Genomic DNA, 24,639 nt, shown 5'->3' with positions numbered 1-24,639 from the left:
TCAGAGTCAGAAGAACGCTATCTCAACTGTTCTGTCAATAGGAGCCCCCCACTAATCTTGCCACTGCCCATCATGCCGACTTAGAAAAGATTAACCCATTGGAGTTGTTCTTTCTTAGTTCTCCTCACTAAAGCTCCGGTTGGAGAGGGGCAATAGCTAAAGGTTCCTCGTCGTTTACGGCAGGGAGTGTTAAACAGCTTAGAAGTAAGGACTCAGAAAAAAGCGGCCGGGGAAATTATCTGGAAAAACCCTCCAAATGAAGGGTTTAGCTTTCTAAAAATTGTTGCTTAAATTGTGGGGCGTAACACCGGCATGAAAGATGGTTAAGCAAAGGTTATGAGATTTTCTGGAAAAATAATGGTAACTTATCTATGACCCTAGGCAGTTTCCCCGGAGGCTTCCACCTGCCGGCTACAGACATACATACTTTCTATTTTGTTTGACGCCCTCTTTTTTTTCTGTTCCATATAAAGTATTTATGGCTACCTCTACCCAGACTCCGGCGATCGCCACTGATGCCAATGGTTTCACCCATTTGGTTTGGAACCAAAATAACGTCATTTACCACGCTTACTACGACCCGTCCGCTAGGCGATGGCGGGAATCTGCTCCGATCGCCGACAGTGTTAGTGCCAAAGAACTCAGAATTACAACGGGGGTACAAAGCAAAGGCCAAGACGCCGCAAGTTCCGTAGAAGGCATTTTCATTTCCTGGATCGAGGGAGACGGTAATAACGCGGATATTCAAGGGGCCAGCGGTATTCTCAATAGCCTAGGACAGTATAACTGGGGCGAAAAATTCAAGCTCACCGACGACGCGGTAAATGACGAAAATATGCGGTTGCAGACGACCGCCGACGGGAACTTACTCCTAATTACCGAAAAAATTGACCTTAATAATCCCCAGGCTGACAAGGACTTGTATAGCCAAGTCATCGACCTCAGAAACTGGGAAATCCTCCACACCACCCTTACCCAGGTCAAGCCCCTCAATCCTAGTAGCTTTATTGCCCCCAATGCACCTCTTACCTTAGAACTTGTCGCTCCTGATGGGGGTGATATCCAGGTTCCGGGAACTTTTTTGGTCACAAAAACAAATAGTAAAAAAATTGACCTTCCAGTGAGCTTTTTTAATGGCTCTTTGACTTTTAGTAATGCTTTGGCCTTTGGTGGAGGCATCAATTTTACAGACCTGATTGGTTCAGATACTCGCGGGATTTCAGCCTTTCTTCAGTTGCAAGATGAGTTATCGGGGGCGCTCACTTTTGGCAAAAATAAAGTCTCTCTCAAGGGCCGTCTCCAAGGCAAGTTAAGCCTAGATTTTTTGTTTGATGGCAGTGGGAACACATTTTCGGCTTCAGACTCTTTACGGCTCAGGGGAGAGTATGAACGTAATTTGTTGCCAGGAAAAACTACCTTCGAGTTTTTTGGCGCCGATGCTGAAGCTTTACTAGGGTTGTTTTTTAGTTTATCTTTTACGCTCAAACAAAAATGGAGTACGGACTTTGACTTCACTCCCCAAGCCCTAGTTACTGGTGATTCAAGCTTGGCCAATGCCCAGGCAGAAACCATCGACAGTAATTACCGGTTCTCTTTAGTTCGCCCTGATGGAACTCCTGCTCAGCCGGGAGATGACCCAAGCCAACTCAACTGGCTGATCGACACAGAACAAGCTGAGACGGATTTTCTTGCTCCTCCCTTTAGTTTGGAAGCCCCTAGCCCCCAACAATCAGAAACCCTAGCCCTAATTCCAGGCGTAGAAAATTCTGGATTTCTTGGTTTTGGCGTTGGACTGTCGGGCAAATTAAAGCTAGCAGCTTTTAACGTTACATTGCTCGAATTTAACAGCAAACTTGATATCCAGTCCAACTTCGAGGTTTTTCCCAATCCTGGTTTTGATAGTTTGCAAGAGCTTTTAACCCTGGGTCTAACCCTTTTTGGCAAAAATTGGTCGGATACTTTCACCGTTGAGCAGGACTTTGACAACCCGAGCCTGGTGGCGGAGAACCGACTCGTTGGTTTCGACCCTGATAATCTGTTCGTAGGGATAGATCCTAATTTCATCCAAGGAAGCACTGCAATTCATCCGGGCAATCCCTTGGTGGGAGATAGCATCAGCTCAGATGTGACCAATGATCTTTCCCCCAGTGTTTTGAATGCCGGTAATGGCAATATTTTTGTTACATGGGTGAAAGATACCCATGACGATAATTTATCTCAGGTGTTGTTAGCCAGCTCTACCGATGGAGGTACTACCTGGGGCGATTTGTTGGTGATTCCCAATAGCGATGGGATGAATTTTGATCCAGTAATTGCCGAGACTGCCAGTGGAGATATTCTAATAGTCTGGAATAACGGTAATCCAGATATTTTTAACCCCGATGGGACGGTTAATCAGTCAAACTTGGTAGAGTCCTTATCTACAAGTACGCTACTTTTCTCTATTTCCAGGGACAATGGCGCAACCTGGAGTGATGCCACTCCCATTTATCCAAGTATTCAATCCCCTCAAGCCTTGACCCTAAATCAGATGGGCAATGGTGAATTACTTCTTTCCTGGGTAGTGGCGGATGATGATGGTGATGGCACCAAAGAAGATACCTTGTTCGGTTCTTTTTGGAATGGCACAGGCTGGAGCAATGCCCAAGAGATAGCCAGCGGCGACCTACGTTTACTGGAAACGCCAGTGTCGGCAACGGTGGGGGGCGAACCGACAATATTCTGGACAGAAGTGAATCCCGCCGCCGATGATGGCGTGAGTATTTTTTACAGTTCTTACAATCAGCAGTTTGCGGAATGGGCACCAGCGGCTTTGTTTAGCCCGGATTTATCGAACCTCACCACCTTCCAAACCGTGGCGGAGGTGATCGAAATTAGCAACAGCATCAGCAATCAAACGGTTAATTCTGCTTTTGATCAGCCTACCCATAACGGTATTGCGGCGGAAAGTGACTTGCGCTTACACATTCCCCACAGTAACAGTACAGGTTCTAGTCAACTCCAGGTTGCGCCCATTCAGGTGAAAGAGAGCGATGGTTCTGCGGTTGTGGTGGTGCGCCGTACTGGGGACGTTGAAGAAGCGGTAAGTTTTAATTACCGTACGGTGGATGGCTCTGCCACAGCGGGGGCGGATTATCTTGCCCAGGCGGGAATGTTGAGCTTTGCCCCAGGGGAAATTCTCAAGGAAATTAGTATCGATATCCTAAATGACGAGATTACCGAACGGCGGAGTGAAAAATTCCGGGTATTGTTTACCAGTGACCACGAAGATGCCCATATTCGCCTGGATGGTTTGCGTTTGGGGAATGGGAAGCTGGAACTGGTGGCTACGGTGACGATGACAGATGATGAACCGACCAATTTAGCGGAAATTGACAGTGGTTTTATTTTAAATGCGGATCCCCTTGCCCAAGCCGGTATGGCGATCGCCCCGGCGGGAGATATTAACGGGGATGGGACTGATGATTTCCTAGTGGGTGCACCGGCCAAAAATAGTGGCAATGGTGCTGTCTATGTTATCTATGGCGACTCGATTGTGGGCATCCGGGATCAGGGCCTATCCCTGGATAGTCTTGACGGTAGCAATGGTGTGATTATCCAAGGAGCCAGTCAAAGCCTGTTGGGAACCGCCATGGCGGCCGCTGATTTAGATGGTGACGGCCTGAATGACCTGGTTTTGGGTGCTCCTCAAAATTCAGTACAAAACTTGGCCGGCAAAGTGTATATTCTGCGTGGTAGTGACGTTAACGGTGGCCAAAGCGCCATTGATCTTTCCACTGCCTTGGTTTTGGAGTCCAATCAAGCGGGGAATGGAGCCGGCTTTAAAACGGCGATCGCCGATGTGACAGGGGATGGGGTCGCGGATGTGATTGTTAGTGCTCCTGCTATTAATACGGTCTATGTAGTCTATGGGTCAACCATTAAAAATGCCTTGGGCAACACCACTTCCCTGAATCTTGACAACTTAGGTAGTGGCGGCTTCGTTCTCAATACGGGTACAGGTCAGATCGGGACAGGACTAGGGGTAGCAGACATCAATGGGGATGGTGTTTCCGATCTGTTACTCGGGGCACCCCAGGCTAATCCGGTAGATTATTCCGGCAGTGAAGATGCGGATAGTAAGCCTCCGGCCTTCGGCGGTCAAGTCTATGTTGCCTTTGGTGGCACGGGTTTAAGTGGTTCTTTGAATTTAAACCAACTCAATGGCAGTAATGGCCTAATTCTCAACGGACAAGCTTTTTATAATCCCTCCAACGTGGATGGAGGGACGCCAACGGATCCAAATCTGCAACCGGACTTCACCATCGCCGACAACGCTGGCACCAATGTGGTCAATGCCGGGGACATTAACAATGATGGTTTCGATGACTTTATTGTCAGTGCCGCCAATTCCGCCGCCAATGGCATTAATGGTTTAGGACGGGCCTATGTGGTTTTTGGTAAGGCTTCGGGGTGGGATAACGCGATTGACTTACAAAATCTCGATGGTACCGATGGGTTTATCATCAACGGCATTTACGACACTACCCAAAACGTGGGAGGCAATGCAGGTTACTCCATTTCCGCTGTCGGGGATATCAATAATGACTTGTTTGACGACTTTATAATCAGTGCCCCCACCCTAGGGACTAACGGACCCAGCAGTGCCACCGGCCAGAGTTATCTAATTTTGGGCACTGGCCAATGGTCTGATTTCCTTAATCAAGGGGTGTTGGAACTATCGGATGTCAATACTCTCAACAACCGTGTCTTTTTATTTAATAACCCCAACTCCGGCACCCAATTGGGCCTAGGCCTAGGCTCCATTGGGGATGTCAATGGAGATGGCTCCCCCGATTTGGCAATCGCCACGCCTCAACTCTATCCAGGGGTGGAAACTAGCCAAATTTATATTGCCTATGGGCATCCATGGGTCGGGGCCGGCGGCAGTATCGATGTGACCAAATTGCGGAGTGATAACGGCTTTGTTTTCCAGCCCATCACCGGTAATGAAATTGGAACAGTAAAGTTGGGGGCAGATATCAATAATGACGGCTATATTGACACATTAATTGCGGATGCGGGCTTTAATGGCGCAGGAGGGAAAGTTGCCTACATCTTTTTTGGCAGTGACCCAGCCCAACCCAGCACCTTTGTGGACAGTGTGTCAATAACGATCGCCAGCGATGATGGCTTGATTTTAGGTCAGCAAACCCTCGACTATGGCGACTTCAACAACGATGGCATCACCGATTTTGTTGTTGCTCGCAGTGGTGCCCAAGGACAGAGCTACGCAACCATTGTTTTCGGTAGCGAAGATTCCTCCATCTGGTCAAACGTTAACCCCAATACCGGCATTGGTATCAACGATTTACTGGCGAGCAATGGAGGTGTCAACATCACCGTGACTGGCGTTCCCAATCAAGGAAAACTAGTTAATCTAGCCTCCGGCGATTTTAATGGCGACGGCATTGATGATGTTTTGATCAGTAGTGCCAACCTTAACCCCTTCATTGTTTTCGGACAACAGGCTTGGAGCAATGGGAGCACTAGCAACGTCAATGTGTTAAGTCAATCTTTACCCATTCAAATCGAAGCCGGAAAACCTATTTCTGCGATCAACTCCCTCGGGGATGTTAATGGCGACGGTTTCGAAGATTTTGGATTAGTCGGCATTGATTTTTCTGCCAATAACCTCTTCGGCTATGTTGTGTTTGGCAAAAACAATTTAGCGTCCAATTCCTCCATCAATTTAGCAACTCTCAATGGTAGTAAAGGCTTTGAGCTCGCCCCAATCGCAGGCTCCGCTTTAGCAGAGCAAGGAGGAGTGGGAAGCATTAGCTTGGCCGGGGATCTCAACGGCGATGGCTTTGGGGACTTTATTGTTGGTTTGACCAATGATCTTAATGCTGGCCAGACTGGCGCGGCCTACGTTGTCTTTGGAGGTCGTAGCCTTGGCAGTAGTGGTTCTTTCAGCCTCAACAACTTAAATGGTGGCAATGGCTTCACCATCCAGGATCCTAGTAGTTCGGGCATTGTCGGCTACAGTGTCACCGGCGGTGGTGATATCAATGGCGATGGCTATGATGATCTAGTGGTGAGCGCCCCCAGCGCAGGAAATAATCAGGGTGATACGAAAGGTAGCGTTTATACCCTATTTGGGGGGGCTAATTTAGGAGTTGGTGGATCGGTTGATCTGTCCAATTTAAATGGCAGTAATGGATTTGAAACCGTTGGCGCCGAAGCCAATTCCTTTGCCGGTTCCTTTGTCGGTGGACTGAGCGATGTCAATGGCGATGGCTTTGCAGACCTTGGCATTGGGGCCCAGGGTGATAATTCCCAGGGGGTTTCGGGGTTGGGTTACAACGTCTTTGGTGGAGATTTTACCCAAAATGTTACCTATCTGGGCACCGTTGATAACGACATTTTTTCGGCGACCCAGTTAGCCACAGCCGCCGCTCCCCACATTATGAATGGGGGTCAGGGTAATGACATTCTCCAGAGTGCTGGCGTTAACGTCTCCGCCGGAGGACGAGTGGTGATGAATGGCGGCCAAGGCAATGACCTACTTTCCATCGGCAGTCTTAACTTTGAACGCTTGGACGGGGGCAGTGGAAAAGATACTTTGCAACTCAACAGTTTCATTCTGTCTTCCAACAACCTCGACCTCACCGATACCACAATTGGTAGCCGGATTAGGGGTATTGAAGTCATTGACCTAGGGGTTAACAATCGAGTCACTTTAAATGTGGAAACCCTCACAACTCTGTCTGATACCACGAATATTTTCACTGTCCTGGGTCATGACTCCTTCATTGTTGCCAGTGACTTCCAGAACTGGATAAAGCAAGGAACGGTTACGGAACGGGACATTACCTACGACCAATATGTAAATGAAGGAACTAAACTCTTGATTCAACAAAGCAATAATCTATTTGAATCCACCGCTATTGCGTCTAACACAGTCTCTGGTACCGAAGATGGCGAAACCATTGTGCCGGGAATTTTTCCTGGATTTGTCGGCAAGGACAATTTCGTCTTTGCCCTAGGGGGAGATGACTTAGTAGATTTGAGTCTGGGCCAGGGTAACAATCAAGTTTATGGTGGTGCGGGCAATGACAACCTGATTGCGGGACAAAATGATTCCCTCTTTGGGGGCTTAGGAAACGATATCCTCGATGCTTCCGGCGATCGTGGAGCCAATAACCTAGATGGAGGTGATGGCGACGATACGTTCTTCCTGGGACAGAGAGATAAAGCCTTCGGTGGTGATGGTAATGATGTTTTCTTTGTGCGGGGCAGTGGTAAAAACCTGATGACAGGAGGAGCCGGAGCAGATCAGTTTTGGATTGCGGATGTTGATTTTGGCAATTCTTTCAACGCAATTCTGGACTTTGAATTAGATCTAGACATCATCGGGCTTAAGGGATTAGCTTCCCGTCAGGGGGATCTCAGCTTAATTCAGTATGGCCCGGATGTTTTGATTGCCCTCGATGATGAATATTTAGCCAGGGTGCAGAGTGTTTTTCTTCCCCTTTTAGAGGTTGTCTCCAATGGCACGGATTTATTTGTTCAAGGCGCTCAAGCGTCAGCTCCCATTACCGTAACCAATACAAATGATTCTGGCGCGGGTTCCCTCCGGCAGGCCATTATTGATGCGGGCAATAACCCTGGTGCTGACACAATTGATTTAACTAGCATTGGTAATAATACTATTCAACTAAGTAGTCGATTGCCCTCGATCAGTACGGGCAATGATATTACCTTTCAGACCGCAGGAGTCTTTGGTAGCCCAACCATTAAAGCTCCCGGCTCAGCCTTCAATAATATTTTTGATATCGCTGGGGCTACGGTTTCCCTTTCCTACATGAACCTACAAGGGGGCCATGCCCAAGGGAGCAGCGGAGCAATGGGCGGTGGCGGTGGTGTCGGCGGTGGTGGTGCCCTCACAATCCGCTCAGGCAGCACCGTTATTGTTGATAATGTAGTTTTTGATAGCAATCGAGCGGTGGGCGGCAACGGAACGGCCGGGGCCCGTGGTGGCGGCGGTGAATTTGCCGGAACCCCTGATGATAAACCCCAAGCCGGCGGTGGTGGTGGGCTTTTCAATAACAATGGTACTTCCAGTAATGGGGGGGCAGCAGGATCCGTAGAGAACGGTAAAAGTGGCGGCACCGGCGGCAATGGTACTTCCGGTCCCAGCTTTGGGATCGGTGGTGGTGGAGCTGGTGGTGGTGGTGGTGGTAGTGGCGGTACATTTGGAACTGATGTTTCAAATGGTGGCAACGGTGGTATTGGTGGAGTTGGCGGCTTCGGTGCTGGTGGCGGAGCTGGAGGAGGCGGTGGTGGAGCCGGCCCTAAAGCTACTAATGATGCCAATCGTGCAGGCGGTGGCGGATCCGGCGGTAGCGGTGGTGGATCTGGCATTGGTGGCAATGGAACCAATGGTAGTGACGGAGAAGATCCAGAAGTATTTAGTGGCAGTAGCCCTGGAGGTGGGGGCACCGGCGGCGGTGGTTCTGGTTTAGGTGGTGCAGTGGTTGTTAATGCTGCCACGGTTACCATTACCAATTCCACGTTCCAAAACAACACAACCCAAGCAGGAAGCGGTGGTAATCCTGGGCAAGCATTGGGCGGTGCTATCTTTATCACCGACAATTCTGCCGTGGCCGGTGACAATTTGCTATTCAGTAATAATTCTGCCCCTAGTAGCCCTGGCGGGAGTTTTAGCAATGTTTATGGCCAGTTCCAAAACAATAATGATGTCTATGGCACGATCAATTCCTACTCTAATACCGCAGAGAGTCTATTCAATGTTCCTCCCCTTGCTCCCGAGCCACAGAATGAGATAGATGTTGTTGTTGAAGGTAATCTTTTCTTCGTACAATTGGCCGACGGTAGTGAAGTAACTCTTTTGTACCAGAATCAGCCTTTTGTAAGCGGTAGTTTTGGTAATTGGCAAATTCTAGAAGCAGAAACGGTCAATGGCATTAATCAGGTGCTTTGGGAAAATCCTGATACTGGCGAAATTGGGGTTTGGAATGCCGATAGTAACTGGAACTGGATTTCGTCTGAAACTTGGCCTGCCAATTCTTTTAAAACTTTGGAAGCAGAAATTACTTTCCAGGTCGATCTTAACGGTGATGAACTTCTTGGCGATCGCCTCACCAATATTGAAACCCAAGGTAACACTAGTTTCCTAGAAGGTATTTTTGGTAACTATTATGTTCAAACCAGAGATGATTTAACAGCGCCGATCAAATATCTAGGTGAAGTATTTGAAAACAATCTTGGTGATTGGCAGGGTCTAGCGGCAGAAATGGTTAATGGGATTAACCAAGTACTTTGGCAAAATTTTGGGACTGGTGAAATTGGTGTTTGGAACACAGATGGAGACTGGAATTGGCTGTCATCAGACGTTTTTACCACTGGTTCTCTCCAGGCCCTAGAACAACAGTCAATTTTTGGTCTGGATGCTATCTGATTAACCCATTGGATGGGGCCTGGCCCCAGTAAATAAAATCGTGAAGTTCTCCTACATCAAATCAAGGCTTCTGGTATAGGCTTCACTTTCCCACGATAGTGTATACCTGAGGAGCAGTTACGTATCAGGTCTGCGGTAACTAGATGTTCATTGATGCGCTCGTTGCCCCACCTGAAATACAATTCACATGTAGAACAAAATTGTCCCCCTGCTCCCATTCTCCAGTGACCCTTTGGGGCCAGATGTAGGGTTTCCCCAGGGAAAGTCAAATACGCCAAATATGAGTAAAATTAGGATTGTTTTACTCCAGAGAGCTTCCTGTGAAATTGAAAAAAATAGTTTTTCGTCCCTGTCTAGTGCTGGGGATTTCTCTTGGCCTATCTTTGACTTTTTCCTCCAGTGCCCTAGCTTTAAAAACCTATTATCAATTACCGGTGGCCCTGGCGGTAGAGGCTGCTATGGAAGCGGTGAATAGTTGTCAAGGGGATGGCTACAATGTCACTGCCACAGTGGTTAACCATGAAGGTTTAGTGCAGGCCGTTGTCCGGGGGGATGGGGCCACTCCCCACACCATCGAAAATAGTCTTTATAAAGCTTTTACTGTAATCACTCTAGGACCCATTACCAAGCAGGATTCTACCCAGGCGATCGCCGAAAAAATGACCCCTGCACCATTGCCGGTGGGTTCCCTGCCCTTAGCGCCGGATCCCCTCACGGGCATTAACTTCAGCACTGGCGGATTAGCTATCAAAGTGGAAGACCAACTCATAGCGGCGATCGGTGTTTCCGGTGCCCCCAATGGCAACTTAGACCAAGCCTGTGGAATTAAGGGTATTGAAAAAATCAAATCTCGTTTGGTGCCGTAAATGAGAATCTTGCCGATCATTTTCCTTGTCCTAGGTTTTTCGGCCATCAGCCCGGAAATTAGCACCGCAGACGCCAATATTCCCGTCTCCATTAACCAAAAAAAATCAGCAATTACGCTAGATTTACAGCAGCAGTTTGTGGGCAGTGAAGTTGCTCTCAATCGCATCCATTTCAGTCCCGATGGAGAATTGTTACTGACTGCTTCTGCCGATGGTGTGGGCACTTTATGGACTAAGGACGGACAAAAACTGGTAGAATTGCAGGGACAAAAACCCCCCATGTTTAACGCCCGCTTTGCTCCCGATCGCCAAACTTTAATTACCACTGGCTATGACGGTACTATTCGCCTGTGGAATTTACAGGGGGAGCTACTGCAAGAACAACGTCCCCATCGAGCGGCAGTGGCCGATGTCCTATTTAGCCCCGATGGCCAAACCATTGTCACCTGTTCTGATGACGGCCAAGTCCAAATTTTTACTCGGCAGGGGGAAAAATTAGTGGGGGTTTTAAACCCCGGCACAGCTCGAAATTTAGCCTATCATCCCCAAGGTATTTTGATTGCTAGTGTTTCCGATAATGGTTCCCTTTATTTAATCAATTCCAATGGGGAGATAGATCGAGAAATTGCCACTGGCCAAGGGCGGATCAATAATGTCAGTTTTAGTCCTGATGGTCAACAGTTACTGACGGCTGGCACTAATGGTTCGGCAAAGTTATGGCAGCTAGATGGAACCTTGATTGCAGAAGTTAAGAATCCCATAATGGGATGGACTAATAGCGCCCAATTTCATCCCGATGGGCAGTGGATTGCCACTGGCAGTGACGACGGTACTTTAAGACTTTGGCAAACAGACGGTCTTTTATTACAGGAATTACCGTTGAATAATGGCAAGCTAACTAGTTTAAGTTTTTCCCCTGACGGTAATCAATTGGCCGTCACTAGCAATCAAGGGCAAATTTGGATTTTTAATGTATCTAATTAGGGATTGATGGTTGTATGCGATACAAATTTTTAGCCGGTTTTTGCCTCGGTTTAACGATCAGTTTTTGCGGCCCTAATGTTATTGCCCAGACTGTACCCTTTACCCATTATGCCGTTAAGGAAAATAAACCCCCATCCCAAATAGAGTTGGAGGTAATTAAAACCTATCTAGGCCATGAGCTTAAAGGGGAAGCCATTATCCAAATTCATTACAGTGGAGACGGCAATTATTTGCTCTCAACGGCCACCGATGGTTTGGCAAAACTTTGGACAATGGACGGGCAATTGGTAAAAAAATTTGCCGGTAGTCCTGTAGCGATGATTTTCAATGGGGCATTCAGTCCTGACGGAGCGGCTATTATTACCGCCGGTTACAATGGTGTTGCTCGTATTTGGGATCTGCAAGGCAATATTTTGGGGGAAATTAGGGGACACACTTCCGCCGTTACTGATGTGGTTTTCTTTAGTGAAGATATGGGGGTGGCCACCAGTTCCGACGATGGCACCATTAAGGGGTGGTCGAATATTAAGGAGCCGCTGTTTACAGTGACTCGCCCAGGGGTAAGTCGGAATATGGACTTTAATGCCCAGGCAAATCTAATTGCAGTTACCCAAGATATTGGCGAAATTACCTTGCTAAATCTGGCGGGGGAAGTGGTGAAAATTATTGAAACCAATCAAGGCCGCCTCAATAGTGTTCGTTTTAGTAAAGATGGCAAGTTATTGGTTTCTGGTGGTTTTGATGGTACTGCTCGGGTTTTTAATCTCCAAGGTCAAGAACTATTAAAAATTGATGTGCTTGATGATGGTTGGGTTACCGGGGTTGCCATCAATGAGAACAATCTAATCGCCACCGTTTCCGATGACGGAGTTTTACGGCTCTGGAATTTGCAGGGTAGTTTGTTAGATAGTTACAATCCAAATTTGGAAAGATTGGGCAGTGTGTCCTTTCATCCCAACGGGAAAAATTTGGCGATCGCCGCTTACCATGGCACCATTATTTTGCTGGAGTTGAAGTAGGGAGAAAATTAGTATTTCCCCCAAGCTTGGCAATTTTTGGCGATTTAACGTAAATCTGGCAAAACGACATCTCGGCCTTTAAGAGCACAGCGTTCATCAATTTTGCCATCGGGGGTACCGGACACCCCCAAACCCCCCACCACTTTGCCCTGGGAAAGTAAATTCACTCCACCGGGAAAAAGGGTGATGCCAGTGAGAGGATCGGCGGGCATAGGCCATGTCCCGACTCCCTGGGCTCCCTTGGCCTGCATAGAAGCGAGAATCCCGGAAGTTGCCTCCAGATTATGATTGGCAGCCAACGTAACAGCGGAATAGGCTTTATTAAATGAAGTTTGCACCGTATGCACCAAAGCCCCATCGCTACGAATTACCACTAGCACGTTGCCTTCGGGATTAACCACTGTGGCAGTTACCCCATAACCTTCTTGAAGACAAGCGGCGATCGCCGCTTGGGCCGCTTGAATGGCAACGGTCGATGATAGGACAGGGGTTTCTTCTAAGGCAAAGGCCGGCAGAGTTAAACCGGTTAAAGCAACGGTGGTTAGTAACGGAGCAAAAATTGATTTGAGCATGGGTTAGTTTTTGTTCAAAAATAAAAAGATTGTCTGGATATTAGAGTTAATTAACTGGTGGCACCGGGGACAAAATTAGGCACATTGGGATAAACATTTTGAATGTCTTCACGAATGGTATTTTTGTCGTTCAAAGCGAAGTTGGCAATGTCAATTTTTTTCATAAATGCCACCCCTGGTTTCTTCATTACATATTTAAGAAAATCTTCAAACACATCAACGTGCTCCGGCCGTTGCAGGCGATCGTGCATAGTTACCGCCATCATCCGGCGACGGTAAGCCGCTTCCTCATAAAGGCGATCGAAGGAACGTTTTAGTTCAGTTAAATATAGCTCCGAGGGAAAATAACGGGCTTCATAGGCACGAATATCATTCATATAAACTGCATAGGGTACCACCATAATGGATTTGCCATTGTTAAGATTAACAATGAAAGGTTCATCTCGGCTGACATCGTCAATGTGGTAAACAAAGCCCAATTCGTTCAGTACAGTAAGAATGTTGACTGAGCCTCGTAAACCTGGTGCATTGTAGCCTACTGGTCGCTGCCCCGTAACTTTTAGTACTATATCCACGTTACGTTGAATAAAATCCCTTTCCTGGACGGCTGTCATATTAAATTCATTGTCCCAATCCCAACCATGGGCCGCCGCTTCATGGCCACGTTGAACAATTTCCTTCGCCCGGTCTGGGTACATTTCCACTGTGCGCCCGGACATATGGGATGTCATTTTAATCTTGTACTTATCTAGCAAATCAAGAATGCGAGGCACTCCTTCCGTGTAGCCGTACCGATACCAGGTAATGGTAGGCATATCGTAGTAATCCGGCGGCGGCGTAAAGTTTCCAAAGGGAGTAGGAGCGCCTTTTGCCGGTTGACTGCCCGTTTCAAACATGAGGGAAAGGGAAATCGGTAAACGGATATCGTCGGGCCAAAACTTGCCATTCCTAGCGGGTGATTGCTGGGCCAGTAAAGGTTTAGCCCCCATGAAGCTATAACTGGCGATCGCCCCAGCCCCGGTGGCTAAACCATATTTAAACAAATCTCTTCGTTGCATAATTCAAGACTCCTTGGTAGTAGTAAAAGTGGTTAAAATTGCCTGCAAAATTTCCTCCGGTGCTTCCTCCGGAATGTAATGACCACACTGTTCAATTACGTAACTAGTAATGTCATCACAATAGGGAGAAATACCGTTATAAATTAACGATTTAGTAGCACACTCCCCCCCCATAGCAAAAATGGGCTGGGTAAAACGGATAGCCTCGGTTGGGGTGTTAGCTTTAGTTGTTTCCTCCAAGGCTGAATACCACAGAAAACCAGCTTTCATCGCCCCAGGACGACTGTAGTAACGGGCATAGTAATCTATTACTTCTGGAGTGAGATTTTGCTTGCGCTTAGATTTGTTAGTGAAGTACCAACTGAGATATTCCCTCTCTTTTCCCGCTACCAAGCTACTGGCTAAATCTGGTACCATATGGAAATAAAATTGCCAAACTTTTGGGGCATTAACCACAGAAAAGAAATCATTACTAACTAAGCCAGGAATAGCCGCATCAATTAACCCAGCTCCAAGCACTGCGTCGGGAAAAAATTTCAACACTGTAAAGGCAGCCCAAGCCCCTACGTCGTGACCTACTAAGTAAAAAGAATTAATCTCTTTTTTTGCTAAAAAGGATTGGATTTCCCTTGCCGCTGTACCGCAATCATAGGGGCCATCGGGAATATCCGAATCCCCTTGACCCCGCATATCTAAAGCAATAACTCGGAAATGTTGTCCCAATTTTTCTAGCAATAACCGCCAGACATAACAGGTTTGGGGCCAGCCACCAAGTAAAAGTAATGGTTGCCCGCTTCCCCCTTCAATGGCATGGAGAGTTACTCCATCAACATTGGTGTAGATGTGGTCAAACCCAGATGGCAGGGTGATGGAAATAAAGGGATTATTCATAGTTTATTTACTTGATAAATTTATTGATTTTGGTAAGTTTGCCGCAGAAATTTCACTCCATCCCTGGCAATATCTGCACTGCTAGGAGCTAGGGGACGCCAAAGACGGGCTCCGGAAGCTAATTCTTTGTCTTCAAAATTAAAACTTTCAATGGTTACCCAACCTCGATAATTAATTTCTTGCAAAACTTGAAACCAATCATCCCAAGGAAAAGAATCACTACCGGGGGTTCCTCTGTCCTTAGCGCAGGCGTGGATATGAAAGCAACTACTTCCTGCCTGATGAAAAGCTTGAAGTACATCTTTTTCTTCAATATTCATGTGGAATAAATCCAGTAATAGTCCCAGTTGAGAGCAATTCACTGCATCGAGCAATTCTAAACCTTGGGATACGGTGTTTAGAGCATAACCTTGAAAGCGATTTAGGGGCTCGATCGCCAATCTAATATCAGTTTTAACCAGGGTTTCCGCCACCAACTTAAAGGCATCCTGCATACGAATGGTTTCCTTTTTTTGTAGGGGTTCCCCACTGAGTTGACCCACAGGATGGGGAAACGGTCCCGACAGTTGGGTGATGCCACATTGCTGACAGAATGCAATTGCCCTTTGTAGATAGGCAATGGAATCCCGCCAACCGGCTTCATCCTCGGTGGTCAGGGATAAACCCGGAGGTAAACTAGTGCAAAACGTTAGCTCCAAGCCTGATTGACAAGCAAAATCCTTCAGACGTCCAGGATCAATTTGATCAAAGAAGTGGCTGGCAATTTCTACCCCATCAAAACCCCAAGCTTTTGCTTCTGCAAAAACATACTCTTCTTCCTCCAGAAATTCTTTTTTCCAGATAAAGGTATGAACTCCAAATTTGATTTGGGGAGAGGCAATCATGAGCAAGTTACCGATTTATCGCCACGGTTAAAAGCTTCAATTGTTTCCACCACTTTAGTCAAGGCTTTTGTATTTTCCAGCTTGGCCAAATTATTCGGAAATTTATCACTAATGGCAGAAACATACTGCATCATAAACGAGCTTTGGTTAATGCCGAACTTTGGCGCTTCAGTGACAAAGGCGTTCCGTTCCGCAGAGGTGACAGTGGGCAAGTTGTTCAAGTCCTCAATGTGGGCCCCAACGGCAGAGAAATATTCCCGCATTCCGCCATCGTGATATTCAAAGTCTGGAGCTACCGCATCCCGCACCCAGATCATGGTGATGGGCAAAGTTTGATCTGTGGGGTTAACAAAGCCGTGCATAAAGGTATGGGGCGAATAAATCACTTGCTTTGGTTGGGGCGTAACACTGTACAAGGGGGCGCGGCCAGCCCCATCCATGGTAGGTGGCTCATTGATGTCGGGAAACTTACGTTCACTGTGGAAAATTTCGATGCCCCCCTGGGGAGGCCAGAAAAATTCATTGATGTAGTAATGGACATGGGGTAAAGGCCCAGCACCAGGGGGAATTTGAGCATTAGCAATGGCAAAGCCAAAGTCCTTGGTGGAGCAGGAAGCAATTTCAAAGATTTCGTTGGCAGGGGTCAGAATTCGCAGGGGATTTTCCAACTTTGGCATGGGAATATTTTCAATGCTATGGGCAAGCAAATCCTTAGATTGAGCCAAATTTTGGAAAAAGACTACCCCTCCCACGGCGATCGCCAACACCACAGCCCAACCCCAACTTTTAAGCCTGAACATAGTTAACTTCCCCTAAATTGAGAATAAGTGTTGATCAGAAAATATTTTTAAATTTCTAAAAACCAAATTTTTGCTTAATCAAAGTGTAAGTAACCTGCCCCAAAAGGCATGCCCCTGCAGCAACTAAGCCTTCAAACGGCGGGACGGGTAGGGGTAACTTGAAAAAGCCAAAAATTACTCCCAAAATCCATCCTCCAAGAATAGCAAACCCTAATTCCTTATTCATAAATTTCCCCTAAAAATTCTCGAAAGACTAAAAACATGTAACAGAACTGTCGCCTTGATTATAGGCATTAATCGCTTCAATAATCTCACTTAAACTTTGATCGTCTTGGAGATTGCCCAGGGTCTCCGGCGGCTGATTATCAACCTTGTTAACATACTGCAAAAAATAGTAACTTTGGTTGATGCCATAGTCAGGGGCGTGGGTAACGAATTTTTCCCTGGCCTGATCAGTGATTTTTGGCAGTTTTTTCATACTTTTAATTGGAATGCCCACGTCTTGGAAATACTCACGAATACCGCCATCATGAAATTCGTATTCTGGGGAAGTGGGATCCTGCCGCCAAATGAAAGTAAGGGGACGAGTTTCCGAGGTGACATTAACAAAACCATGCACTCGATATTTGGGACCGTAGACAATTTGATTGGGCTCGGTTTGCACTGTGTAAATGGTGGTATTTCCCCCCTGATTGACCGTGGCAGGATTGTCTAGATCGGGGTATTCTTTTATGCTTTGAAATAACTCTAAACCGCCCTGGGGAGTCCAAAACCACTCGTTGGTGTAGTGGTGAATGTGGGGTAATGGCCCTGCCCCAGAAGGAATTTGGGCATTGGCAATGGTGAAACCAATTCCCTCGGCATTACAGGTGGAGAACTCAAAAATTTCCCCCGCTGGCCCCAGAATTTTTTCTGTTTTCTCTACGTTGGGGGTGGGAAAATTATCCAACGTGGCGATCGCCAATGCTTTGGGGCTGATTATAGTCAGGGTTCCCATAACTATCAACAAAACTAGTAATAATCGAGACAACAGCATGGGAAAATTTTTCATGTTCTTATGGAGGTTGACAGAAATTTATAATGTTTCAAACCCAGCTATTTTATAGACTTTGATTTCTGCTGCTTTAACCAATAAATCTGGAGATTTTTCAACAAATTCATGAAAGTAAGGAGTCTGAAAATGGTAATCTAAGGCCGCACGATTTCGCCATACTTCAAAAAATAAAAATTTGTTATCCTCCGTTTCATCTTCGTAAAAACTGTAGGATATGCAACCAGGTTCCGACCGAGAAGGCTCAATAAAAGTTTGGGACAGGGCAATGAATTCTTGTCTTTTCTCCGGTCTTACCTTGATATTACCTGCCACGATAATAGACTGATTGGCTACGTCATCGGTATCTGCCCAAGCTGGCAAAGGAAGGAGAAAAATACTCAACAAAAAAAACAGTGGAATCACTAGGGTCAAAAGTACCCCGAGCAAAACTGCCTGACCACGGAATAAAGCTCTAGTTTTCATGGCATAGATGATTGCAAGAATAGTTAAATGGCGGCCAGTAAACAAGCAATGCTAGCAGTACTGGAAAACTCATAAGATTCCATGCCCCCTGTTAATTGTGGGATTAGAGACCCCTCCGTAGCGCTTTGGAAAAAAGAATAGCACGCCGAGTCGTCCCAAGCTATTATAAGAAAAACCTTAAACAAGCGTTATTTTTTTAACATTTTTTCACATTAACTAGTGTGCCGATTGTTACGTCAAGAATTCAGATGTAGTCCTTGTCATGGATGTAAAAATTTCGGTGATCGCCAAAGTCAAACTTTCCTGACTAAAAGAGCACTTACCCAAGGACAAGGCAGGAAAAATAAGCTTAAACGCACCTGCCCCAAGGATGTTTTAAGTAACATTTCGTCACAGTAGAGCCCATGGTATAAAGCCATGGTATGCTTTTGAACAAACCATCGGTCAACGGGAAAGATAAAATCCTGTTTATGCCCTATTGTTTGCGCCATTAGATTCCTTTTGGGTTATCTTTATGTCATCTATGCCAGCAAGAAGAAATTATTATTTAAACCTGAAGGCTAACTATTCCCAACCAGGGCTAGTTCCGGAAGGTCTACGGCAGAAACTAATCGAAGAAGGGCTTAAATATGTGGCCATGAAAGAAGCCACCTTGCCCGCCATTGATGCCAACTACACCTTAGAAATCATTGAGCAAGAAAATAAGGACTGGTGGCCTACCCACTGTGAAGCCCTGCGCCAGGGGCGGGGGGACATTCTCACCGGAGAGTATCGGGAGGATTTGGTGTATTTTTGCCAGGACGGCCCCTACTCTGGTTTGGAGCAACAACAAGAACGGGAAAAGCACTGGTGGGCCCTCATCGCCCAGCCAGGGGTAACCATGGTCTGGCCCATTGTCATGTTCTATGGTGAGCATACTTTCTTTGAGTGGAAGTGTGTGGATGACGAAACCTACGAGACCATTGCCAAGGGTAATGTCACCTGGGTGCGGCGGGGTCACCGGGGCGGTTGTTACCTCAAAACCGAACAACTTACTTTCTACCGCGATGTGTTTGCCCCGGACAATTTGCTGAAACTTATCACCACCTAGGAGTTGGCCCCATGAGTGAGTTCAAAAATGCCGTATTAGATGATCAGGATCTGCAAGCAATTTTAGGCGGCATTAACCCTAAATTTGGTGACTTCTGTACCCGAGCGGCGGGGGAAGCTTGGGGTTTACCTTTGATTGATCAAAAAACCAAAGCTTTGATTGTTATTGCGGTGGACGTGGCCAACCAAACCCTAAACGGCCCCTTCCAAGCCCATGTGGATATGGCCCTTAAACAAGGGGTAACTAAGGAAGAAATCGAAGAAGTGCTCTTGTTCATGTGTGTCTATGGTGGATTCAACAAAGCGGCCAGTACCTTCGCCGCCTTCAAGACAATTTTTGAGCCATCTTCCTAAAGGTGTGATAGCCTTTTCTGCACGATTGAAAATCCTAAAGTTAACTAAGACAAAATCTGCTTCAATACGACCGTAATTTTATGGGCACAGATTGGAGATAGCTTTCACTACCCACTGCTAATTTAACTAGTTCTTTTTGTTAATCTTAATTAACCTGAAATAATTCATCTAAATAGTAACCATGACAACAATCAAAGGCAAAATTGGTGTTCTTATTGAAGAACACTTTGACGGCACGGAATACCGCTGGTTCAACGAATATTTTCCTGCCCATGGTTATGAAGTTGAATACATCAGCCACCTTTGGGGGCAGCCAGAACTTAAATTTGGTTCTAACCCAGAAAATGATCAGGTAGAATACCATGTCACCGTCACAACGGAGGTTAATGATATTGACCCCAAAAATTACAAAGGCATCATTGCCATTGGGGCCTACGCCATGGATCGTCTACGGTACCAAGCTACAGTGAAAAAAGGAGAAAAAAATCAAGCTCCGGGGGTGGTTTTTCTGCGCAAGGCGGTGGCTACTAAAGGATTGAAATTAGGCACTATTTGCCATAGTTTGTGGCTGTTTTGCGCTGATCCCGATTTACTTAAGGGAAAAAAAGTTACTTGCGCCCACAACATTATTTGTGACGTGGAAAATGCTGGAGCTGATGTTGTTTACGAAGGAGATCAAACTTCTGAGTTAGTGATTGACGGCGATCTAATTACCGGCAAACACCCTGGCATGATTGAGCAATTTGTTAAAGTTTTTGTTGAGCAAATCGAAGCTTAGATTTTAAATCGTTACTGAATCCCCATGAATGCTCGAATTAATTTCCCCGTTTCTGATTTGATTGCTGGTTATGTGGTGAGCTATAACGCCGAGGATGGCATTTTTGTCCTCAGCACTTCCGATCACCGGGAATTCAAAGTTAAGCTTAGTCCCATGGCCTATGCCAAGGTAATCCAAAATTTTGATGAAGCCTACATCGATGCAACGGGAACCATGGGGGCTTGGTTGACTCCCGGCAGATTTCTGTTTGTCTATGGTGTTTTTTATCCAGACAGCGATATTTTTGACGGGAAACAGGTGGTTTTTGCTGGTAAAAAAGCCGAGGAATATGTCTTTGAAAAGCAGGATTGGTGGATTAAGCAGGTTTATGCCCTGGGTAAGTTTTATGTTAAGGCTCAATTTGGCACAGAAGAAATTGATTACCGTAACTATCGCACCGATTTATCCGTGAGCGGCGAGCGTTCAACGGTAAATTTTCGCCAAGAAACGGATACGATTTCCCGGCTTGTTTATGGTTTTGCCACGGCCTTTATGATGACCGGGGAAGACCAATTCTTGGAAGCGGCGGAGAAAGGGACGGAATATTTGCGGGAGCACATGCGCTTTGTAGATAAGGACGAAGATATTATTTATTGGTACCATGCCATTGATGTGCAGGGGGAAAAGGAGCAAAAAATATTTGCTTCGGAATTTGGCGATGACTACGATGCTATTCCTGCCTACGAACAAATCTATGCCTTAGCCGGGCCAATCCAAACCTACCGTTGCACTGGCGATCGCCGTATTCTCCACGACGCCGAGCAGACCATCAAGCTATTTGACAAATTTTTCTTAGATAAAAGCGAGTACGGCGGCTATTTCTCCCACCTCGACCCGTTAATGCTCGATCCCCGCAGTGAATCCTTGGGGCGCAACCAAGCTAGGAAGAATTGGAATTCTGTCGGAGACCATGCGCCAGCCTATTTAATTAACCTTTTGCTCGCCACCGGGGAACAAAAATATGCAGACATGTTGGAATATACCTTCGACACCATTGAGAAGTACTTTCCCGATTACGACAACAGCCCCTTTGTGCAGGAAAGATTTTACGAAGATTGGAGCCACGACACCACCTGGGGTTGGCAACAAAATCGAGCGGTGGTGGGCCATAACCTCAAAATTGCCTGGAACTTGATGCGCATGAATAGCCTCAAACCCAAGGAAAAATATGTGGAGTTGGCCAAGAAGATTTCTGACCTCATGCCGGCGGTGGGCAGTGACCAACAGCGGGGCGGCTGGTACGACGTAGTGGAGCGCCTACTGGACAACAACAGTGGTTACCATCAATTTGTTTGGCATGACCGCAAAGCCTGGTGGCAGCAGGAACAGGCCATTTTGGCCTACCTGATCATGGGGGGGCTTTAGATAGCGACGAATACCATCGCCATGCTCGGGAAGCGGCCGCTTTTTACAATGCTTGGTTCCTGGATTTGGAGGATGGGGGTATTTATTTTAACGTTCTCGCCAATGGCATCCCCTACTTAGCCGGTGGTAACGAACGGGCCAAGGGGAGTCATTCCATGAGTGGTTACCATTCCTTTGAATTGTGCTATCTGGCGGCGGTATATACCAATTTCTTGATCACCAAGCACCCCATGGACTTTTACTTTAAGCCTCTGCCGAATAGTTTCCCCGACGGGATTTTAAGAGTCGCCCCCGATATTCTTCCCCCCGGCAGTGTGGCGATCGCCAGTGTGGAAATTGACGGACAACCATACGAAAATTTTGATGCCCAACAGCTGACAGTCCAGCTTCCCGACACCCAGGAAAGGGTCAAAGTAAAAGTTCGTTTAATTCCCACCCACTAACCCAAATCCATGGATATTCAGATTGACCAACAGGAAGACATTATCCTTGTCACCTTAGGAGGGGAAGTAGACGCCAACACCGCTCCCCAAGTCCACCAAGCTATTCTTCCCCATGCCCAGCCGGGGGCAAAGATTCTCTTGGATATGACCGGGGTGCCCTACATGTCCAGCGCCGGGTTAAGACTTTTGCTCTACCTCTATCGCCAAACTAAAGGTAACTCCGCCCGACTGGTTCTAGTCGGCCTTTCAGAGGAACTACTGGACACCATGGCCGTAACTGGTTTTCTCGACTTTTTCTCGATTTGTCCCACCCTTGCTGAAGGCAAGAACGCATTTTCTTAGGCCACCATGGAACGCATTGATGTCCATCCGACCCACACCATTAACGGTTATCAGCTCCGCTGTGGCCAGCCTTTCCCCTTTGGAGCCACCATTGTACCGGGGGGAGTTAACTTTTCCGTCTATTCCAGCCATAGTAACGGCTGTACCCTCGTGCTATTCGAGAAGCAGGGGGCCCAACCCTTTGTGGAAATTCCCTTTCCCGAATCTTTTCGCATTGGCAATGTCTATTGCATGGTGGTGTTTGATCTGGATTTCGAAAATTTGGAATACGGCTACCGCATGGATGGCCCCAACAACTTCCAGCAAGGGCATTGGTTCGATACCAGTAAAATTTTGCTTGATCCCTATGCCAAAGTAGTCAGCGGCCGGGACGTTTGGGGAGCCCAACCCAATTGGGATGACATTTACCAACACCGGGGACGCCTAAGCTTTGACGATTTTGATTGGGAAAATGACTCCCCCCTGGAGGTTCCCCTGGAAGACATGGTCATCTATGAAATGCATGTGCGGGGCTTCACCAAAGATCCTTCTTCTGGAGTAAAAGAAAATCACCGAGGCACCTTTGCCGGTATTTTGGGCAAAATTCCCTACCTGCAGGAATTGGGCGTCAATACCATTGAACTAATGCCTGTGTTCGAGTTTGACGAGTTTGAACATAGCCGTTACCACCCAGAAACAGGGGAGTTTTTGGTTAACTACTGGGGCTATAGCACCGTTAACTTTTTTGCCCCCAAAGCGGGCTACGCGGCCACCGGCAAATTTGGTATGCAGATTGACGAGCTGAAAAACCTAGTCAAAGAACTGCATAAAGTAGGCATTTCCGTTATTTTAGATGTGGTATTTAACCACACGGCAGAAGGCAATGAACGGGGCCCCACCATTTCCTTTCGGGGATTGGATAACAAAACCTATTACATGCTCACCCCCGAGGGTTACTATTTCAACTTCAGCGGTACTGGCAATACTCTCAATTGCAACAATCCCATTGTGCGGGGCATGGTGTTGGACTGCCTGCGCTACTGGACAGCGGAATTTCACATTGATGGTTTTCGCTTCGATTTGGCTTCTATTTTGGGCCGGGATCCCTGGGGTTACCCTTTGGCTAATCCGCCCCTATTGGAAACCCTAGCTTTTGATCCCATTTTGGCCCGGTCTAAATTAATTGCCGAAGCTTGGGACGCAGGGGGGCTGTACCAAGTGGGTTGTTTTCCTAGCTATGGCCGCTGGGCAGAATGGAACGGCAAATACCGAGATACGGTGCGGAAATTTATCAAAGGGGATGCGGGGGTAATTGGAGAAATGGCCCAACGGCTACAGGGTTCTCCCGATCTTTACCAAGGGGCAGGAAGACCTCCCTCCACTTCTATCAATTTCGTTACGGCCCACGACGGTTTTACCCTAGCGGATTTGGTGGCCTATAACTACAAACATAACTATGCCAACGGGGAGAATAACAATGACGGAGCCAACGATAATTACAGTTGGAACTGCGGCGTAGAGGGTCCTACGGATGATGAGGCAATTCTCCTACTGCGGGCACGCCAAATGCGTAACGCGATCGCCATTTTATTGGTGAGCCAGGGAGTACCCATGTTGTTGATGGGAGACGAAATGGGCAAAACCCAGGGGGGCAATAATAATACCTATTGCCACGATTCCCCCTTAAATTGGCTCAATTGGGATTTACCCAAACAAAATCAAGACTGGTTTAGGTTTGTTAAACACTGTATTGCCTTCCGTTTGGCCCATCCTGTATTACGCAACAGTGAACATTTCCAGAACTGCGATTACCTGGGGGCGGGTTTCCCAGATATCAGTTGGCATGGAGTAAGGGCCTGGCATGCTGATTGGTCCGCCGATAGCCGGGTTCTAGCTTTTATGCTCTGTGGTCAACATGCTAAAGGAGGCAAAGTTAAGGACAATCAAATTTATGTAGCTATGAATATGCACTACGAAAGTCTTTGGTTTGAACTGCCGGCGCCCCCGGTGGGCACGATCTGGCACATTTTTGCCAACACGGGAGCCCACCCCCCGGAAGATATACATCTCCCCGGTGAAGAGCCGCCCCTAGAGCCCCAATCATCGTTGCTCATTGGCGATCGGAGTGTAGTAATTTTATTGGCGAAGTAAACTACCAAAGCAAACCTAATTTTATTCAATTATTCTTTTTTATAAC

18 protein-coding genes are annotated in these 24,639 nt (G+C 46.9%); 11 read left to right on the top strand and 7 right to left on the bottom strand.

Features of this window, described 5'->3' with window-relative positions; genetic code table 11:
• Positions 1–478 precede the first annotated feature (478 nt).
• The 4 genes from IQE94_RS07130 to IQE94_RS07115 all read left to right on the top strand — a co-directional run bounded on the left by IQE94_RS07130 (position 479) and on the right by IQE94_RS07115 (position 12,332).
• The gene (locus IQE94_RS07130; RefSeq protein ID WP_223342980.1) at positions 479–9,463 is read left to right on the top strand and encodes a Calx-beta domain-containing protein; all 8,985 of its coding nucleotides are present in this window, start codon (positions 479–481) and stop codon (positions 9,461–9,463) included.
• Positions 9,464–9,783: 320 nt separating this feature from the next.
• Positions 9,784–10,329 carry a heme-binding protein gene (locus IQE94_RS07125; RefSeq protein WP_212717088.1) on the top strand — a complete coding sequence of 182 codons (546 nt, stop codon included), beginning with the start codon at positions 9,784–9,786 and terminating at the stop codon, positions 10,327–10,329.
• Positions 10,330–11,313, top strand: a complete 984-nt coding sequence (locus tag IQE94_RS07120; protein WP_212717086.1) for a WD40 repeat domain-containing protein — start codon at positions 10,330–10,332, stop codon at positions 11,311–11,313.
• Between the two features lie 14 nt (positions 11,314–11,327).
• Positions 11,328–12,332 (top strand): WD40 repeat domain-containing protein, encoded by a 1,005-nt coding sequence (locus IQE94_RS07115; protein WP_212717084.1) that lies wholly within the window; start codon positions 11,328–11,330, stop codon positions 12,330–12,332.
• A 44-nt stretch (positions 12,333–12,376) separates the two neighbouring features.
• Here the strand turns inward: IQE94_RS07115 and IQE94_RS07110 are convergent, their stop codons facing one another.
• The 7 genes from IQE94_RS07110 to IQE94_RS07080 all read right to left on the bottom strand — a co-directional run bounded on the left by IQE94_RS07110 (position 12,377) and on the right by IQE94_RS07080 (position 18,053).
• Positions 12,377–12,904: a heme-binding protein gene (locus IQE94_RS07110; protein WP_212717082.1), complete on the bottom strand. Its 528-nt coding sequence runs from the start codon at positions 12,902–12,904 to the stop codon at positions 12,377–12,379.
• 50 nt (positions 12,905–12,954) lie between these two features.
• Complete coding sequence (locus IQE94_RS07105) at positions 12,955–13,962, bottom strand: polysaccharide deacetylase family protein (RefSeq protein ID WP_223342979.1); 1,008 nt, start codon at positions 13,960–13,962, stop codon at positions 12,955–12,957.
• Positions 13,963–13,965: 3 nt separating this feature from the next.
• Positions 13,966–14,853 carry an alpha/beta fold hydrolase gene (locus IQE94_RS07100; RefSeq protein ID WP_212717078.1) on the bottom strand — a complete coding sequence of 296 codons (888 nt, stop codon included), beginning with the start codon at positions 14,851–14,853 and terminating at the stop codon, positions 13,966–13,968.
• A 20-nt stretch (positions 14,854–14,873) separates the two neighbouring features.
• A complete protein-coding gene (locus IQE94_RS07095) occupies positions 14,874–15,737 on the bottom strand; it encodes a sugar phosphate isomerase/epimerase (protein ID WP_223342978.1) in 864 nt (287 codons plus the stop codon).
• Positions 15,734–16,537, bottom strand: a complete 804-nt coding sequence (locus IQE94_RS07090; RefSeq protein ID WP_212717074.1) for a cupin domain-containing protein — start codon at positions 16,535–16,537, stop codon at positions 15,734–15,736. Before IQE94_RS07090 ends, IQE94_RS07095 begins: the two co-directional genes overlap by 4 nt.
• Positions 16,538–16,790: 253 nt before the next feature.
• Positions 16,791–17,534 carry a cupin domain-containing protein gene (locus IQE94_RS07085; RefSeq protein ID WP_223342977.1) on the bottom strand — a complete coding sequence of 248 codons (744 nt, stop codon included), beginning with the start codon at positions 17,532–17,534 and terminating at the stop codon, positions 16,791–16,793.
• A gap of 78 nt (positions 17,535–17,612) precedes the next feature.
• Positions 17,613–18,053 carry a putative quinol monooxygenase gene (locus IQE94_RS07080; RefSeq protein WP_370630528.1) on the bottom strand — a complete coding sequence of 147 codons (441 nt, stop codon included), beginning with the start codon at positions 18,051–18,053 and terminating at the stop codon, positions 17,613–17,615.
• A 523-nt stretch (positions 18,054–18,576) separates the two neighbouring features.
• On the opposite strand from IQE94_RS07080, the gene IQE94_RS07075 reads away from it, so the two are divergent.
• The 7 genes from IQE94_RS07075 to glgX all read left to right on the top strand — a co-directional run bounded on the left by IQE94_RS07075 (position 18,577) and on the right by glgX (position 24,593).
• Complete coding sequence (locus tag IQE94_RS07075; RefSeq protein WP_212722311.1) at positions 18,577–19,143, top strand: hypothetical protein; 567 nt, start codon at positions 18,577–18,579, stop codon at positions 19,141–19,143.
• An 11-nt stretch (positions 19,144–19,154) separates the two neighbouring features.
• Entirely contained in the window at positions 19,155–19,496 is a 342-nt protein-coding gene (locus IQE94_RS07070) for a carboxymuconolactone decarboxylase family protein (protein ID WP_223342976.1), read from the top strand.
• A gap of 181 nt (positions 19,497–19,677) precedes the next feature.
• Positions 19,678–20,274 (top strand): DJ-1/PfpI family protein, encoded by a 597-nt coding sequence (locus IQE94_RS07065; protein WP_223342975.1) that lies wholly within the window; start codon positions 19,678–19,680, stop codon positions 20,272–20,274.
• A gap of 24 nt (positions 20,275–20,298) precedes the next feature.
• Positions 20,299–21,678 carry an N-acyl-D-glucosamine 2-epimerase gene (locus IQE94_RS07060; RefSeq protein WP_223342974.1) on the top strand — a complete coding sequence of 460 codons (1,380 nt, stop codon included), beginning with the start codon at positions 20,299–20,301 and terminating at the stop codon, positions 21,676–21,678.
• Positions 21,627–22,121: a hypothetical protein gene (locus tag IQE94_RS07055; protein ID WP_223342973.1), complete on the top strand. Its 495-nt coding sequence runs from the start codon at positions 21,627–21,629 to the stop codon at positions 22,119–22,121. The genes IQE94_RS07060 and IQE94_RS07055 overlap by 52 nt, the downstream gene beginning before the upstream one ends.
• 9 nt (positions 22,122–22,130) lie before the next feature.
• On the top strand, positions 22,131–22,463 hold the full coding sequence (locus IQE94_RS07050; RefSeq protein ID WP_212717066.1) for an anti-sigma factor antagonist: 333 nt from the start codon (positions 22,131–22,133) through the stop codon (positions 22,461–22,463).
• Between the two features lie 6 nt (positions 22,464–22,469).
• The gene (glgX, locus tag IQE94_RS07045) at positions 22,470–24,593 is read left to right on the top strand and encodes a glycogen debranching protein GlgX (protein WP_223342972.1); all 2,124 of its coding nucleotides are present in this window, start codon (positions 22,470–22,472) and stop codon (positions 24,591–24,593) included.
• Positions 24,594–24,639: the final 46 nt, after the last annotated feature.

Source organism: Synechocystis sp. PCC 7339, from assembly GCF_019924095.1.
GTDB lineage: Bacteria > Cyanobacteriota > Cyanobacteriia > Cyanobacteriales > Microcystaceae > Synechocystis.
Note: the sequence above shows the minus strand (reverse complement) of the source record. Positions and strands in the feature narration are given on the sequence as shown.

Bases quoted from the DNA above. Each gene is read 5' to 3' on its own strand.
- IQE94_RS07085 (WP_223342977.1), bottom strand. From the start codon at position 17,534: ATGGGAACCCTGACTATAATCAGCCCCAAAGCATTGGCGATCGCCACG.
- IQE94_RS07120 (WP_212717086.1), top strand. From the start codon at position 10,330: ATGAGAATCTTGCCGATCATTTTCCTTGTCCTAGGTTTTTCGGCCATC.
- IQE94_RS07050 (WP_212717066.1), top strand. From the start codon at position 22,131: ATGGATATTCAGATTGACCAACAGGAAGACATTATCCTTGTCACCTTA.
- IQE94_RS07110 (WP_212717082.1), bottom strand. From the start codon at position 12,904: ATGCTCAAATCAATTTTTGCTCCGTTACTAACCACCGTTGCTTTAACC.
- IQE94_RS07115 (WP_212717084.1), top strand. From the start codon at position 11,328: ATGCGATACAAATTTTTAGCCGGTTTTTGCCTCGGTTTAACGATCAGT.
- IQE94_RS07070 (WP_223342976.1), top strand. From the start codon at position 19,155: ATGAGTGAGTTCAAAAATGCCGTATTAGATGATCAGGATCTGCAAGCA.
- IQE94_RS07090 (WP_212717074.1), bottom strand. From the start codon at position 16,537: ATGTTCAGGCTTAAAAGTTGGGGTTGGGCTGTGGTGTTGGCGATCGCC.
- IQE94_RS07130 (WP_223342980.1), top strand. From the start codon at position 479: ATGGCTACCTCTACCCAGACTCCGGCGATCGCCACTGATGCCAATGGT.
- IQE94_RS07080 (WP_370630528.1), bottom strand. From the start codon at position 18,053: ATGAAAACTAGAGCTTTATTCCGTGGTCAGGCAGTTTTGCTCGGGGTA.
- IQE94_RS07075 (WP_212722311.1), top strand. From the start codon at position 18,577: ATGCCAGCAAGAAGAAATTATTATTTAAACCTGAAGGCTAACTATTCC.
- IQE94_RS07100 (WP_212717078.1), bottom strand. From the start codon at position 14,853: ATGAATAATCCCTTTATTTCCATCACCCTGCCATCTGGGTTTGACCAC.
- IQE94_RS07095 (WP_223342978.1), bottom strand. From the start codon at position 15,737: ATGATTGCCTCTCCCCAAATCAAATTTGGAGTTCATACCTTTATCTGG.
- IQE94_RS07065 (WP_223342975.1), top strand. From the start codon at position 19,678: ATGACAACAATCAAAGGCAAAATTGGTGTTCTTATTGAAGAACACTTT.
- IQE94_RS07060 (WP_223342974.1), top strand. From the start codon at position 20,299: ATGAATGCTCGAATTAATTTCCCCGTTTCTGATTTGATTGCTGGTTAT.
- glgX (WP_223342972.1), top strand. From the start codon at position 22,470: ATGGAACGCATTGATGTCCATCCGACCCACACCATTAACGGTTATCAG.
- IQE94_RS07105 (WP_223342979.1), bottom strand. From the start codon at position 13,962: ATGCAACGAAGAGATTTGTTTAAATATGGTTTAGCCACCGGGGCTGGG.